A 15,293-nucleotide genomic window follows, 5' to 3' on the forward strand; every position below is an offset into this window, starting at 1 on the left:
CCGTCCTTCTTATCCGTCACATTCTCGAATGAGTCAACATTCACTATCACGCGCGTGAATAAATTTCTCGTGGAGCGATTTTGCGCTTCGCAGCCCTGCCGATCATGAGGCGAGCGGCCGGGAATTCGTCGCGATCGGGGATTGGGGGTGGTTCGGGAATCGGAGCTTCTTGCGCTCCAAGCATCGGTGGGCGGACCCTGCTCACGGATGCGGTCTGCGAACTGAATGACTTCCGGGTCCAGCGCGAAAGCGAGGAGTGATCGTTACGGCGGACAACCATGCGCTCCCGCGGAGGCGGGGACACGAAGATGTTTCGTTCAAGGACGAGCACGCCCCAAACAAGAACCGCCGGTCGATCGATCCCCAGGAAGGAATCGGCCGACCGGCGGAGCGTTCGCCTTGCTCTCGACGGGGACCTGGCCCCCTTGTCCTAGAAGCGCGCGTTCAGGCTCACCCAGTAGCTGCGCGCCTTGTCCTTGTTGTTGTAGTGATCAACGTAGGTCGGCGAGTAGGCACCGCTCACCGGATCCGGGACACCGAAATCGACATCATAGGCGCGGAAGTCCTGATCCAGCAGGTTGTTGACGCGCGCGGCGAAGGTCAGGTGATCGTTGATGCGATATTGCGCACCCAGATTCAGCACCTGATAGCTCTTGTAGAAAAGATGATTGCCGCTCCCATCAAGACCACGATATCGACGCGAGCGATGCTCGGCTGAAAGCTGCGCCGACAGGCCATCCGCTACCTGCCAGTCGAGCGTCGCATTGGCCATATGCTTTGCCGTCTGGGTCAGCGGCTGCCCCGCAGAATTGCCGGTCAACTGCTTGCTGTCGGTATAGGTGTAGTTGGCGCGGATCGAGAGGCCGGGGAAGAACTGGTAGCGCCCCGCCACCTCGGCGCCCTTGATGCGCGCCTTGTCGATGTTGATCGGCACGCTGATCGTGCCGCCGAGCCCCAGCACGGCCCAATAGTCGCCGAGATTGGCGCAGGGCCGCACGAAATTGGTCACCGCGCAGGGTTGGGCAACTGTCGAAGCGATCTTGTCCTTGAACTTGTTGTGGAACAGCGTGACGTTGATGCCGCTGTGCGGTGACGGGTTCCAGTAGAGCGCGATCTCGCTGTTGACGCTGGTCTCGGGCTTCAGATCGGGGTTGCCGATGAAGGGACTGGTGCCCTGGCTGCCGAAACCGCGAATGCCGTCGTAGAGATCGGTGGTCTTGGGCGTCTTGTAGCCCGTGCTGACCCCGCCCTTCAGCGTCAGGGTCGGGTTGATCTCGAAGTTGGCATAGAGGCGCGGGCTGAGATGCCCTCCGAACAGATTATGGTCGTCGTAGCGCAGCCCGCCGGTGACCGTGAACCCGTCGACGATGGTCCAGTTGTCCTCGGCGAACAGCGACCAGATCTTGTGGTCCTGCACGGCGTCGATCCCGCCGACCGATGCTTCGAGGCCGAAGACCCCGTCGTCGAGCGCCCCGTCGATATATTGGCCGCCGATCACGAAATGATGCCGGCCGGCGAAATTCTCGACCGGGATGTCGACGCGCGCGTCGAGCGTATATTGCGCACTTTCCAGCGTGCGAAGCGGGCGCGGCAGGAAGGTGGATTCGGCAAGCGCGCGGCGCTGCGCAGTCGTCAGCCCGGCATAGGCGCCGGTCCCGCTGTACATCTGTTGCAGCAGCAGGCGCTCGGCGACCGAGAAGGGCATGGTGCGGCCCTTGTTGTTCGTCTTCACATAGGCGAGCGAGACGAAGCTGCGCGCGAAGCCCCAGTCGCCATGATGCGTGACGGCCCAGTTGAGCCGGTCGAAGACCTGTTCTTCGGTATAGCCGACGCGCGGCTGCACGACGCCGCCGCTCGCGCGCCAGATGCTCTCGATCCCGTCGAGCGTCCCGAGCGGATAGGTGATCGCGCCGGTGCCGGGATTGACGATCGGCGTGTTGTCATAGACCTGCTTCGAATAATCGATGTCGAAGACGAAGCTGTGGTCGGGCGACGGAGTGAAGCTGATCGAGCCGCCATAGCTGCGGTTGGTGTTCTTCACCGTCTTGCCGCCGGTACCGAAACCCAGGCCGCGAACGTGCGATACGCCGGCCGGGTCGACCGCCGGCGCAAAATCGGGCTCGGACGGATAGCGCTTGTAGATCGAGCCGCGCAGCTTCAGGCCGATGACGCCGGGCACCACCGGGCCGCTGAGATTGGCGTCGAACGTCATATCGTCACCGAAGGCCGTATCCTCCTGGATGCTGCGGCCGATCGTCGCCGACCCGCTCCAGCGATCGAGAACCTTCTTGGTGATGATGTTGATCACCCCGCCCAGCGCGTCGGCGCCATAGAGCGTCGAGGCGGGGCCGCGAATGACCTCGATCCGTTCGATGGCGTCGAGCGGCGGAATATGATTGAACTGGTTGCCGCCGAAGCTGTTGGGGTAGATGTCGCCATGATTGTTCTGACGCCGACCGTCGATCATGATCAGCGTATAGTCGGACCCCATGCCGCGGATGCTGATCGTCCGCTGCCCGGTCTTGTCCGACGTCTCGCCGACGTCGACCCCCTCGATGTCGCGCACCGCGTCGATCAGCGTGATGTAGGGGCGCTGGCGCAGCTCCGCCTCGGTCACCACGGTGATGCTGGCGGGCGCATCGGTGATCTTCTGCTCGAAGCCCGCCGCGGTGACGACGATGGCGTCGGACTGATCGTCCGCCTCGACCGCGCCGGCCGGAACGGCGATCAGCGCGGCCAGAACGGACAGGGCTGCGCCTTCGCCGAGGCGGAGCGTGCGAGCGCGAACAATAGTGGTCATTGTATTCCCCCGATATTGCGAATAATTAGCAAGAATGTCGGGGCGCGACCTGATGCCAAGCGGGCGTCCGGTCAATCCGGAATGCGCGAATGACAGGCAGGAGCAACACTTTGTTACAATTGGCGCCAGGCGACCGGCCGGTCCGGATACCGGCTATCGCGCACCACATCGTCATCGTCGACGACGATGCGGGCGTCCGCACACTGCTCGCCCGCATCCTGCGCGAATGCGGCTACGACGTGACCGGCGCCGCCGACGGCCGCGAACTGGAGGCCGCCATGACCGAGCGTCCGGTCGATCTGGTCCTGCTCGACATCATGCTGCCGGGCGAAAGCGGCCTCGACATCTGCCGCATGGTGCGGGCGCGCAGCCAGGTCCCGATCATCATGATCAGCGCCCGCGGACAGGAAAGCGACCGCGTCACGGGCCTGGACATGGGCGCCGACGACTATATCGCCAAGCCGTTCGGCCGGGCGGAGGTCCTTGCACGCGTGCGTGCGGTGCTGCGCCGCATCAGCGACCCACACGTGCCGCTCGACATTCCGGCGCCGGAGCAATTCGACTTCGCCGGCTGGCGCTATCATTCGCGGCGCTGCGAGCTGATTTCGCCGTCGGGCGCGGAGGTCGAGCTGACCGCGGCGGAGCATGAACTGCTGCTGGCGCTCCTGCGCCATCCGCAGCGGATGATCGGCCGCGAACGGCTGATCGAGATGACGCGCAGCCGGATCGGCACGCCGAACGACCGCAGCATCGACGTGCTGATCAGCCGCCTGCGCCGCAAGCTGGGGGACGGACGGAAATCGCGGCCGATCATCCGCACGATCCGCGGCGGCGGCTACATGCTCGCGGTCGACGTCCGCGCCGACTGACGATGGCGATGCGGCACCTGCGATCGATGGGGATGGTCGGGCGGATCGCGCTCGTCGTGGCGGCGGCGCTGCTGCTCGAACTGCTCGGCAACATCGCGCTGCACCGCTGGCAGGAACCCGAACTCGTTTCGGCGGACCAGGTTCGCCGCATCGCCGCGCGGCTGGTCGAGGCGGAGCGCGTCGCGGTCGCCGCGCCGGTGCCCGACCGGGGGCGTGCGATGCATGCGCTCGCCGGCGACGGCATGACGCTCAACTGGGTGGCGCGGACCGTGATCACCGACATCGGCGCGGCGCCGGTCCGGCTCGGCGCGATGCGCGACCGGATGACCCGCAGCGAACCGAGCCTGGCCGCGGGCGAGTTGCGGCTGACGCTGATTCCCTCCACCGCGCCGGGGCGGCGCGACCTTCTCGGCGCGCGCCGTCTTGCCGACGGTTCGTTCGTGACGTTCCGCATCAGCCCCTTTCTGGGCGCCCCGCCGCGTCCGAACATGGTCGTCGCGATGCACCTGCTGCTGACGCTGAGCGTGCTGCTGGTCGCGGTTCTGATGGTTCGCGCGCTCATTCGGCCGCTTCGCGATCTCGCCGAAGCCGCGGACGCGACCGGGCACGGCCGCACGGGCGCCTTCCGCATCGACGGGCCGCCCGAGGTCCGCCGCGTCGCCGCCGCCTTTTCCGCGATGCAGGCGCGGCTGATCCGGACGATGGACGATCATACGCAATCGCTGATCGCCGTGTCGCACGACCTGCGCACGCCGATCCAGCGCCTGCATCTGCGCGCATCGCTGATCGACGACCCCGAGACGCGCGAAGCGATGGCCGTGGACCTTCGCGAGATGGAACATTTCATCGGGTCGACGCTATCCTATTTCCGCAGCGGCGATGAGGAAGCGCCCCGGCTCGTCGACCTTGCGGCCATCGTGACGACCGCGGTGGACACGGCCGCGGATCTGGGGGCCGACATCCGCTATCAGGGGCCAGACAGGTTCGAGACGATGGCGAGGCCGGTGGCGATGAAGCGCGCGATCACCAACCTGATCGACAACGCCCGCCGTCATGCGCGGCGGATCGACGTATCGATGCACACCGACTCCGAATCCATAGCGATCGACATCGACGACGACGGACCCGGCATTCCCCCCGACCTGCGTGCGGAAGCCATCCTGCCGTTCCGGCGGCTGGAGGTCGGAGCGGCGCAGCGGCCCGGCGGCGCCGGTCTCGGCCTCGCGGCCGCCGACCGCGCCATGGCCGCGATGGGCGGAAAGCTGATCCTCGCCGACAGTCCGCTCGGGGGCCTGAAGGCTCGTCTGGCCTTTCCGAATTCCACCGAAGGGGCTTGAGGCTGACGGATTCCGGCATCGTCATCCGATATTGCCGTGACGGTCGCAGACGACGAGCGCCGCGTCCGGCCGCGCGAGCGCAACCAGCGTCAGGCCCGCCTTCGCCGCGCGTTCGACCGCGAGGCTGGTCGGCGCAGAGATGGTGACCAGCACCGGGCAGCCGGCGCGAACGGTTTTTTCCACCAGCTCGTAGCTGCAACGCGCGGTGAGCAGGATGAAACCGGTGCCGGGGTCGATGCCTTCGCCGGCGAGCGCCCCGATCAGCTTGTCGAGCGCATTGTGCCGCCCGACATCCTCGCGGGCGCGCAGGATCGCGCCGTCGGGCGTACAGAATGCCGCGGCGTGCACCGCGCCCGTGGCCTGCCCCAGCGGCTGATGATCGTGCAGCGCCGCCAGCGCGCGGGCGATCGCGCCGCGATCGGTCGCGATCCGCGCCTTCACCTCGGGCAGCGGCCTCAGGACCTGGGCGATATTCTCCATCCCGCAGATGCCGCAACTGCTTTCGGTGACGCGCAGCCGTGCGCGCTCGAATGCCCGGTCGGCATGTTCGGCGGGCAAGGCGATGCGGGCGACCATGCCCCCTTCGACTGCGTGAACATCGACCGAAAGAATCTGGTCGATCCGCTCGATCATGCCCTCGCTGAGCGCGAAACCGAGGGCGTAATCCCGCAGATCGGACGGCGTCGCCATCATGACCGCATAGCCGATTCCGCAAATCTCGATCGAGACGGGCATCTCGATCGGAATGCTGCGCCGCAGTTCGGAATCGCCCGGATCGGCCAGGCCGATCCGGCGCACCGCAAGTTCGATGGTCCGTAATTCGGGCAAGATCGTCGTACCTCGTTCACGCATCGTCTGGCGGACCGGCCGTGGTTCGGCGCGCGCGGCCGCAGCTTCCCCATTCTCGCACGAGACCGGGATGCGATAGCCGGTGGAAAAGGAGCGCCCGACGTGCTTAGTTGCCCCGACATATGGGACATGGCTGATCATGGCTGACGACACTCCGCGCTACAAGCCCTACGACCGCCCGGCCGGAGGCTGGGGCGCGGCCGCGGCGACCGCCAAGGTGCTCCTCGAACAGAGCGTCGTCACCAAGGGGTCGCGCGCGTTGCTCGCCATGAATCAACCGGGCGGCTTCAAATGCCCGAGCTGCGCCTTTCCCGACGCCGACTGCAAGAAGACGCTGGAATTCTGCGAAAACGGCGCGAAGGCGCTGGCGCATGAGGCCACGAAGTTCCGGGTGACGCGCGAGTTCTTCGCCGAACACAGCGTCACCGCGCTCATGGAGAAATCCGACTATTGGCTCGAAATGCAGGGACGCCTCACCGAGCCGATGCGGTACGATCCGGCGAGCGACAGATATGTGCCCTGCCCATGGGACGAGGCCTTCGCGCTGATCGGCGAGCATCTGCGCGCGCTCGACAGCCCGCATGAAGCGGAATTCTATACGTCCGGCCGAACGCCCAACGAGGCCGCCTTCCTTTATTCCATCTTCGTGCGCCAGTTCGGCACCAACAATTTTCCCGACTGCTCGAACATGTGCCACGAGCCGACGAGCCGGGGCCTGCCGCCGTCCATCGGGGTCGGCAAGGGCACGGTCGTGCTCGAGGATTTCGAGCATGCCGAGGCGATCTTCATCATCGGACAGAATACCGGCACCAATTCGCCGCGCATGATGACCAATCTGGTCGAGGCGCGCAAACGCGGCATCCCGATCGTGGCGATCAATCCGATGCCCGAACGCGCGCTCATCAAGTTCACCGAGCCGCAGGACGTCGTCCAGATGGCCACATTCGGTTCGACGCCGATCGCCAGCGAATTCGTCCACGTCCGGATCGGCGGCGATCTGGCGATACTCAAGGGCATGATGAAGGTCATGTTCGAGCGCGAGGCGCAGGGCGAGCCGGTCCTCGACCACGCCTTCATCGCCGAGCATACGTCGGGCCTGGAGGCGGTGCGCGACGAGGTGATGGCGCTCGACTGGGCCGACATCGTCGCCCATTCCGGCGTCGAGGAAGCCCAGATCCGGCGATGCGCCGAAATCTACATCCGCTCGAAGGCGACCATCATCTGCTACGGCATGGGACTGACTCAGCATCAACTGGGTTCGCAGCTCGTCCAGCAGGTCGCGAACATCCTTCTCCTCAAGGGCAATTTCGGGCGGCCGGGCGCCGGAATCTCCCCCATCCGCGGCCATTCCAACGTCCAGGGCGACCGGACCGTCGGCATCGACGAAAGGCCCTCGCAGGCCTATCTCGACCGCGTGCGCGATGTCTTCGGGTTCGAACCCCCGCGCGAGCATGGGCACCACACCGTCGAATCGGTGGAGGCGATGCTGAAGGGCACCGCGAAGGTCTTCATCGGCATGGGCGGCAATTTTGTCCGCGCCGTGCCCGATACCGATCTGGCCTATTCGGCGATGCGCGGGCTGGCGCTGACCGTCGGCATCGCCACCAAGCTCAACCGCGGCCACCTCGTCCATGGCCGCGACGCGCTCATCCTGCCGGTGATCGCACGCTCCGAACGGATCGAGACGGCGGCGGGCGAGCAGTTCGTCACGATCGAGGATTCGATGTCGAACGTCACGGCGTCGCGCGGCGTGCTGGAGCCCGCGAGCGAACATCTGAAGTCCGAGGTGGAGATCGTCTGCCGCATCGCGATGGCGACGCTTCCCGACAGCCGGATTCCCTGGGAATCCTATATCCACGACTATGGCCTCATCCGTGACCGGATCGCCGACGTCTATCCCGAAATCTACGCCGACTTCCCGGCGCGGATCCGGGACCCGAAGGGATTCCATCTCGACATCCCGCCGCGGCGGCTGGTCTGGCCGACCCCGAACGGCAAGGCGAATTTCCTGCTGCTGCCGGGTCTGGAAGTCGACGCGCGGGTCGACGACCCCGCGATGCTGAGGCTGGCGACGGTGCGTTCGCACGATCAGTTCAACACGACGATCTACAGCTACAGCGACCGCTATCGCGGCGTCTACAACGATCGCATGATCCTGTTCATGAACGCGGACGACCGCATCGCGCGCGGGCTGGAAAAGGGCGCGACCGTCGCGCTTGAAACGATCAGCACCGACGCGGTCCGGCGGCGGGTCGATGCGCTCACGATCATCGACTATCCGATGCCGCGCGGCGCGGTCGCAGGCTATTACCCCGAACTCAATCCGCTGCTGCCGCTCGACCATTACGACCGGATGAGCGGCACGCCAGCGGCCAAATCGATTCCGGTCCGCGTGGTGCCCGCCTGAACCTCCGCACCGGCAGGAGATTCCCATGGCGACCGCGACGCCCGATTCTGCAGCGGGCCCCGCGAGGATTCTAACCTATTTTCATTAAAGTATTGATATAAATCATAATTACATGAAATTATCGTCAAATAATTTATCAATACCCCCACTCATACCCTCACCACCTATTGGATGGACACGAACGAAAGTGGATAAAGACAGTCAGCGCGGCGGTTCGCCATAAATTACTGTCTCGCATGATCTTATTATCCCTTTCAATGAAATCCGTGCCTTCCCTTGGCGCCGCCAGCCCCACGCGAAAAGGGCGAGGATGCGGATAGCACTCTCGAAGAACAGTGGAACTGTGTGGGTTTTATGATCGAAATTTCCAAGAGCGGTCTAATCGCACCCTCGAAACGCGGCGGAAAATCGCCATGCACCCGTGCGTGAGGGGTGTGTGTGTATGTGTGTGTGTGTGTATATCCAGATTGTTGGCTCGATGCGTAGCATCGCAGCCTCTTGAATGACCTTTCCGCCTGCCGCCCGTCAGCTCGCGTCGATTTTCTGGCCCCCGACAAAAATTCTCCCTAGACCCACAGCCGCGTCATACGTTTTTCTAATCGGAACAACGAAGGGACGAGAATTTGCCGCCCGACGAGGGACAATCCGGCAATCAACTGGATCAGCGCTGGAGGCCGGCGCTGATGGCCTTTTTCCTGCGCCGTGTTCAAAGCTACGCTGAAGCGGAGGATTTGACGCAGGAGGTCTTCGCCAGACTGCTGGTCGGAAAAGGAACGACGGATCAACCCGATGTCTACGTTTTTCGCACCGCGCAGAATTTGTTGGTAGATCGCGTCCGCAAACTCGTTGTGCGTCAGCGCTATCGCGAAACCGCGCTTACCGAACCGGAGCGGGAATTCGACGTCCTCGATCCGCACACCATCACCGCCAGCCGCGAGGAGATGGCGGTTTTCCTATCCGCCCTCGCGACTTTGCCGGAGCGTACCCGCACCATGTTCATCCTCTATCGGCTCGAACATCTGAGTCAGGACGACATCGCCGCAACCTTCGGCATCTCAACAAGCGCGGTAAAGCAACAGATCGCCAAGGCGACCGCGCTGTTGACCAAACAGATGCAGGGTGCGCAATGAGGGCCGTGCAAGACGATATCCAGCCCGACCGTCACGAAGAAGCGGCGCTCTGGTGCATGAGCCTCGCCGAAGGGCAATTGCCGCCCGGCGAGCGCGAAGCCTTCGACCGCTGGCTGGGTGATGACCGGAATGCTGCCGCGTTTCAGGCCGTCGTTCGCACATGGAAAACGGCCGACAGCGCGGGCCGCCTTCCCGAAGCGATCGGGATGCGGAGCGTCGCGCTGGAAAGCTACCGCAACGTCAATCGCCGCCGTTGGACACGGCGCCTTGGTTCCCGTTCCTATTGGGCCGGCGGGATCGCGGCGGCGCTGGTGTTGGCGGTGACGACGATGTTCATGCTGGGCGATTCCACCCGGCCCTATCAGACCGAGGTCGGCGAACGCCGCGTTGCGCTGCTGAGCGATCAATCCAGACTATCGCTCGACGCCGACAGTCTGGTCGAAGTCGGCATGGGCGACAAGCAACGCGAGCTGACCCTGGTTCGCGGCCGCGCAAAGTTCGATGTGGCGAAGGACCCCTTGCGTCCCTTCACCGTCGTCGCGGGCGACAAGATGGTGGTGGCGACCGGAACTTCGTTCAGCGTTGAGATGGTCGGCAAGGAAGTGCGCGTCCTGCTCTATCATGGGCGGGTATCGGTGCTCGACCGCACCGCGCCGGCGCCGGCCGGAAAGGAACTGCAACTGGAGCCGGGACAGGAGATGATCGCCCCGATCGGCGCGGGCACGCCGCCGACGCTGGTTTCCTTCGATCCGCAACGATCGACATCATGGGAATCGGGGCAGTTGAGTTTCGGCGACGAGCCGCTGGCGCTCGCCGCAGCGCGGATGAACCGCTATTCCAACCGCAAACTGGTGCTCGGCGATGCAAAGGTGGCGAATGTCCGGGTCAACGGTGTGTTCACGGCGGGCGACACCGCGGCGTTTGTCGAAGGCGTGACGGGGATGAACCCGGTGCGCGCCGAATATTCGCCCGGCCAAATCACCCTGAAAAGCTTGCCTGAAAAAAAGTGAGGGCGCGCGCTATCCCTGCGGCGAGGTGACACGTTTTACCCTGAGACGGCGCAAAGCCGAACATGGGGGAGGACAGTAATGGCACGACGGGGTTTCTATACGCATTCGCTGGCGCTGCGCGCGCTTGCGGTTTCGCTGGCGACGGTCGCGGCAATTCAGCCGGCCTGTGCGCAGGAGCAGGTCTACAGCTTTGACATTCCGGCACAGGATCTCGACTCCGCGCTAAAAACATTTGCCCGCGTGTCGGGCCAGCAAGTGGTGTTCAATTCGCGCGATGCGCGCGGCAAGACGGCGCCGGCCCTGAAGGGCAGCTATTCCGCGCAGGCGGCGCTCGACGCCCTGCTCCGGGGGTCCGGGCTGATCGTGGAACGCGGGCAGTCGGGCTTGTTCCTGATCCACCCGCCACGCGCAAATGAGGCGTCGGGGGCCGCCTACGTCGCCGATGAAATCGTCGTCACCGCGCAGAAGCGGGTGGAATCGGCGCAGGATGTGCCGATCGCGATCACCGCGCTGTCGCAGAAGAACCTTGAGGAGCAGAAAATCGAGAGCGGTTCCGATATCATGCGGGCCGTGCCGAACCTGACGTTCAGCAAGTCCAACTTCACCAGTTACAATTTGTCGATCCGCGGCATCGGCACCAAGGCGATATCGGCTTCCACTGACCCGGGCGTCGCTGTTAGCTTCAACAATATCGGCCTGATCAACAATCGCTTTTTCGAGCAGGAGTTCTTTGACGTCGAGCGGATCGAGATCCTCCGCGGGCCACAAGGGACGCTATACGGACGTAATGCCACCGGCGGCGTTCTCAACCTCATTTCGGCTAAACCGAAACTCGGTGCATTTGAAGGAAGCATCAAGGGCGAGGTCGGCAATTTCGACAGTCGCCGCATTACGGCGATGTTGAACGTCCCCCTAGTTCCCGATGTGTTAGGGGTGCGCGTCGCTGGCGCGATGACGCAGCGCGATGGCTATGATTACAACTCTATTACGAAGAACCAGATCAATGGCCGCGACCTTTGGTCTTTGCGCACCACGGTGGGGTTCGAGCCGGCGCCATGGCTCCGCGCAAATTTGATCTGGGAGCGTTTTAGCGAAAACGACAACCGGTCGCGAACTGGCAAGCAGCTTTGCCACCGGGATGATAGTCCTACGATGATTGGCTCGACCCCCACGCGCGAAGCCAATCCCGGCTCATTTTTTGCCCCCGTCCAAGAGCTCCGCGCCGCGATGTTCAGCACCGGATGTAAAGCAGGCAGCCTGTACGACGACGAGGCATATGGGACGCCAAACGGCTTGGGTTTGTCATATATTTCCGGCTTGATGACAGCGACGGAAATGTTCGGGATTGGCAACACTGCCAATGGCCAAAAAGGGTATCTGATCAACCCACTCGTCGATCCTTATGGCGGGTTAATGCAGTCGCGGGACCTCCGCGAAATCGCGTCCATTCGGGATCCGCGCTATCGTGCGAAGTCCGACATTCTCGAATTTAACTTGGACGTCGATCTTTCGGATAGCCTGACGCTGTCTTCCCAGACCGCCTTCAACAAAGATAAAGTATATAGCTTCCAAGATTTCAATAGATTTAACACTGTGCCTATCTTCAATGATACGTCAGATTTCGTTGATTTCCTGGGCAACCCTAATGTTTGGACAAATTTGGCACCTGGCGGCATTTTTTGCGATCCCCAGATCGGTTGCACCAGCTCTCTCGCTGCATTTGACGTTTCTTCTTCTGAATCGAAACAATTTACGCAGGAAGTCAGGCTGCAGTCGGAATCTTCCGGTCCTTTCAACTTCAGCATTGGTGGAAATTACGCCAAATTCACGACGCAGAATGACTATTACGTCATGAGCAACGTGCTCACCGCCATCGCCATGATGCCTCCGTTCAATTACACTGGCACGCAGGATTCATGTGATGCAGTCGCGTGGGCGCCCGCATTTCCGGCTGGGCCAACGGGGGTTTCCTACTGCCCTTACATTGACCCAAATCCGGTCGAGGACATCGACGGGGAAGGGCATAATTATTTTCGCAGTTCCAACCCTTACGAGCTGAAGAGCTGGGCGGCGTTCGGCGAGGCTTATTACAATATCACTCCCGATCTCAAGCTCACCGCTGGGCTGCGCTACACCCGAGATAAGAAAACGTTCACCGTCGTCCCGAGCCAGCTTTTGCTTACGCCAACCTATGCTGGCGGAGGCTTCGTCGGAAAGGGTTATCCGTCCACGGGCACGATCAAACAGTCCTGGGGCGAGTTTACCGGTCGCTTCGGCCTCGACTGGCAGCCGGACCTTGGATTTACCGATCACACGCTTATGTATGCCACTTATAGCCGCGGCTATAAGGCCGGTGGCATCAATCCACCGACGCCAGGGTTCGCAACACCCGAGCAGTTGATCGAAGGTGGATTTCTGACCCAACCTCAGGTCGATTTTTACACGACGTTTGGTTCCGGATTCTTCCCACTCTTGAACCTGACCGGTGTAAATTACAGTGCCACATTTGATCCCGAATTCGTGAACGCCTTCGAGATCGGCATGAAGAATACCTTGATGGGCGGCCGCCTGACGTTGAATGGCAGCGCATTCTTCTACGACTATTCGAACTATCAAGTGTCCCAAATTCGCGATCGGACAGCGGTCAACGAGAATTTCGATGCGAAAATTTGGGGCGCGGAGCTGTCAGCCCAGTTTGAACCAGTCGATAATCTGCGTTTCAATGCAAACGTGGGCTGGCTCCAAACAAAAATCGGCGAGGGGCAAAGATCGATCGATCCGATGAACCGGACGCTTGGAAACCCAGACTACACCGTCACCAAGCCATGGGTACAGTTGCCTTCCAACTGCGTGGTGCCGACTCATATGGCGGAAGCCTGGCTTAATGGAAACAATGGCATCCAGGGCAATTGGAAAATGTGCACGGGCGTCGGCGGGCTGCTTGGCGGACTGTTCGGTCGCGACCTGATTGACCCCCTGACCGGCCAAACCTACGATCCCGCGAACTATCCCGAGCTTAATGGTGGAGCCGGACTTTATACCGAACTGGCAGGGAACGAACTTCCCAACTCACCGCATTGGACCGTCAATCTCGGCGCAGAATACACCATCCCGTTTGACGGTGACTGGAGCGCCACCATTCGCGGTGATGGCTATTGGCAGGCGAAGAGCTGGGCGCGCGCATACAACCTCAATCCGTATGACCGCCTCCGCGACTGGACGAACTTCAACATCTCGCTTCGCGTTGATGGTCCCGAGGATCTTTCGATCGAGGCCTATGTGAAGAATGTCTTCAATTCGACGCCGATCACTGATGCCTTCCTGAACAGCGACGACAGCGGTCTGACCACCAACGTGTTCACGCTCGATCCGCGCATCATCGGATTCAGCATCGCGAAGAAGTTCTAGGTCCTCTCCGCCCAGTCCACTGGGGGACAAACTCGGGTCGATGCCTCGCTTGCTCCCGGGCAAGCATCGGCCCGGTTTTTTGGACCTAGCGGAACAGTCTCTCGCACTCTCTCTCCCCTGAGGGATAACTCGGCCGCCGTCCCGCCAGTCCCGGCACCGGGCGGCGGCCTCATTTGTCCGGCAGCGAAGGCGGCCAACATGATGCTCCGCCCCGACGACAAACCGGAGGTGAAAGGATGCAAGGCGGCGATTTTCTGCCGAGCCAGGGTCTGGACGCGGGCGCGCTGAACTTTGCGTCGGCGTTCCTCGCCGAAATCCAGCAGGCGGCGGGCCTCGCCGACGTCGAGCGGCTGCTCGAAGCCGCCGCCCACGAACTCGGCTTCCGCCACTATGCGATGATCCATCACGACGATCACCGCGTCGGCTCGCCCGGCCTCATCAACATGAACAATTATCCGGCAGACTATGCCGCGGCCTATTTCGGCGGCCTCTATCATCGCGACGATCCCGTCGTTCACGCCTGCATCGCGGCCAATGCCTGTTTTGCATGGTGCGAACTGGCCGACCTGATCGAACTGGCGCCGCATCATCACCGCTTCCTCGAACGCGGTGCGCGGCACGGCGTCACCCACGGCATCACCGTCCCCGCCTTCGTCTTGGGTGAGCGCAGCGGCTCCTGCAACTTCTGTAGCCCGCGTATCCCCGACCTGACGCAGCGCCACATCGCCGTCGCTCAGATGGTCGGCGGCTTCGCCTTCCAGAAAGCCCGCCGCATCATCGGCCGCCGTCCGCGCCCGATCCGCACCCCCGGCCTGCAACCCCGCCAACGCGAATGCGCGATCCTCGCCGCCCAGGGCAAGAGCAACACCGACATCGCCACCATCCTCGGCCTGACCCCCGCGACGATCAAAACCTACATCGAAGCCGCCTGCGGCCGTTACGAGGTCCACAACCGCACCCAACTCGTCATCGCCGCCGTGCTGGACGGAGAAATCGGCCTCCACGAAATCTCCCCGCGTCAATACCGCCATCTGGCGACCTAGACATTCCCTTTGCGATGTGAACGCCCGTTCGCGAATCCGCGACCGGCATCGGCTTGCCGCCGCCCCTGCCTTTTGGGGGCGGGCGGCGGCCTTCCGAATTGCTGTTGGTGACGGGGCTCTAACGGTCGGCGAATATGGACGACAGCAACGCGCTGGCATCCAGCTTCAGCGCATCGGCGATCTCGCAGAACTCGACGACGTCGATGCGGCGTTCGCCGACCTCATATTTGGCGACGAAGGATTGCGGCCGACCCAATCTCTCCGCCAATTGCACCTGCGTCAGCCCCGCTGCCTTGCGCGCGTCGGCAAGGCCGGATTGGAGCTGGCGATGTTTGGGAGTGCGAAGCGACCGAGCCATGAAAGAACCGACAAAAGGAGGTCTTTCCTTGCGTCGGTTTTGGGATTATCCCATATTGGGATTACACGAACTGTCGGGAGCG

General features: G+C 62.7%; 10 protein-coding genes. 7 read left to right on the plus strand and 3 right to left on the minus strand.

All coding sequences use genetic code 11. From position 1 onward, the window contains the following. Nucleotides 1-430: 430 nt before the first annotated feature. Nucleotides 431-2,800, minus strand: a complete 2,370-nt coding sequence (locus SGR02S_RS04265) for a TonB-dependent receptor domain-containing protein (protein ID WP_067106001.1) — start codon at nt 2,798-2,800, stop codon at nt 431-433. A gap of 110 nt (nt 2,801-2,910) precedes the next feature. Here SGR02S_RS04265 and SGR02S_RS04270 point away from each other — a divergent pair, with 110 nt between their 5' ends. Together SGR02S_RS04270 and SGR02S_RS04275 are read left to right on the plus strand one after the other, a co-directional pair. Next, a complete protein-coding gene (locus tag SGR02S_RS04270) occupies nt 2,911-3,669 on the plus strand; it encodes a response regulator transcription factor (protein ID WP_255211380.1) in 759 nt (252 codons plus the stop codon). A 2-nt stretch (nt 3,670-3,671) separates the two neighbouring features. Then, nucleotides 3,672-5,006, plus strand: a complete 1,335-nt coding sequence (locus tag SGR02S_RS04275; RefSeq protein WP_067106005.1) for an ATP-binding protein — start codon at nt 3,672-3,674, stop codon at nt 5,004-5,006. 21 nt (nt 5,007-5,027) lie between these two features. Here SGR02S_RS04275 and fdhD read toward each other — a convergent pair whose 3' ends face one another. Continuing rightward, nucleotides 5,028-5,996 carry a formate dehydrogenase accessory sulfurtransferase FdhD gene (gene fdhD / locus SGR02S_RS04280; protein ID WP_255211381.1) on the minus strand — a complete coding sequence of 323 codons (969 nt, stop codon included), beginning with the start codon at nt 5,994-5,996 and terminating at the stop codon, nt 5,028-5,030. On the opposite strand from fdhD, the gene SGR02S_RS04285 reads away from it, so the two are divergent. The 5 genes from SGR02S_RS04285 to SGR02S_RS04305 all read left to right on the plus strand — a co-directional run bounded on the left by SGR02S_RS04285 (nt 5,995) and on the right by SGR02S_RS04305 (nt 14,853). Next, nucleotides 5,995-8,262: an FdhF/YdeP family oxidoreductase gene (locus tag SGR02S_RS04285; protein ID WP_067106007.1), complete on the plus strand. Its 2,268-nt coding sequence runs from the start codon at nt 5,995-5,997 to the stop codon at nt 8,260-8,262. The genes fdhD and SGR02S_RS04285 overlap by 2 nt on opposite strands. 623 nt (nt 8,263-8,885) lie before the next feature. Further along, on the plus strand, nt 8,886-9,392 hold the full coding sequence (locus tag SGR02S_RS04290; RefSeq protein ID WP_067106010.1) for an RNA polymerase sigma factor: 507 nt from the start codon (nt 8,886-8,888) through the stop codon (nt 9,390-9,392). Nucleotides 9,393-9,397: 5 nt separating this feature from the next. Further along, entirely contained in the window at nt 9,398-10,402 is a 1,005-nt protein-coding gene (locus SGR02S_RS04295) for a FecR family protein (protein WP_067106012.1), read from the plus strand. 78 nt (nt 10,403-10,480) lie between these two features. Then, nucleotides 10,481-13,810: a TonB-dependent receptor gene (locus tag SGR02S_RS04300; protein ID WP_067106014.1), complete on the plus strand. Its 3,330-nt coding sequence runs from the start codon at nt 10,481-10,483 to the stop codon at nt 13,808-13,810. 236 nt (nt 13,811-14,046) lie between these two features. Continuing rightward, entirely contained in the window at nt 14,047-14,853 is an 807-nt protein-coding gene (locus SGR02S_RS04305; protein ID WP_067106016.1) for a helix-turn-helix transcriptional regulator, read from the plus strand. A 118-nt stretch (nt 14,854-14,971) separates the two neighbouring features. Here the strand turns inward: SGR02S_RS04305 and SGR02S_RS04310 are convergent, their stop codons facing one another. Next, a complete protein-coding gene (locus tag SGR02S_RS04310) occupies nt 14,972-15,211 on the minus strand; it encodes a helix-turn-helix domain-containing protein (RefSeq protein ID WP_067106018.1) in 240 nt (79 codons plus the stop codon). Nucleotides 15,212-15,293 lie beyond the last annotated feature (82 nt).

Origin of the sequence: Sphingopyxis granuli NBRC 100800 (genome assembly GCF_001591045.1) — a bacterium.
GTDB classification, from domain to species: domain Bacteria; phylum Pseudomonadota; class Alphaproteobacteria; order Sphingomonadales; family Sphingomonadaceae; genus Sphingopyxis; species Sphingopyxis granuli.

What these genes read in the sequence shown, in the direction of transcription:
- SGR02S_RS04310 (WP_067106018.1), bottom strand. Translation starts at nt 15,211, where the DNA reads ATGGCTCGGTCGCTTCGCACTCCCAAACATCGCCAGCTCCAATCCGGC.
- SGR02S_RS04275 (WP_067106005.1), top strand. Translation starts at nt 3,672, where the DNA reads ATGGCGATGCGGCACCTGCGATCGATGGGGATGGTCGGGCGGATCGCG.
- fdhD (WP_255211381.1), bottom strand. Translation starts at nt 5,996, where the DNA reads ATGATCAGCCATGTCCCATATGTCGGGGCAACTAAGCACGTCGGGCGC.
- SGR02S_RS04285 (WP_067106007.1), top strand. Translation starts at nt 5,995, where the DNA reads ATGGCTGACGACACTCCGCGCTACAAGCCCTACGACCGCCCGGCCGGA.
- SGR02S_RS04300 (WP_067106014.1), top strand. Translation starts at nt 10,481, where the DNA reads ATGGCACGACGGGGTTTCTATACGCATTCGCTGGCGCTGCGCGCGCTT.
- SGR02S_RS04265 (WP_067106001.1), bottom strand. Translation starts at nt 2,800, where the DNA reads ATGACCACTATTGTTCGCGCTCGCACGCTCCGCCTCGGCGAAGGCGCA.
- SGR02S_RS04305 (WP_067106016.1), top strand. Translation starts at nt 14,047, where the DNA reads ATGCAAGGCGGCGATTTTCTGCCGAGCCAGGGTCTGGACGCGGGCGCG.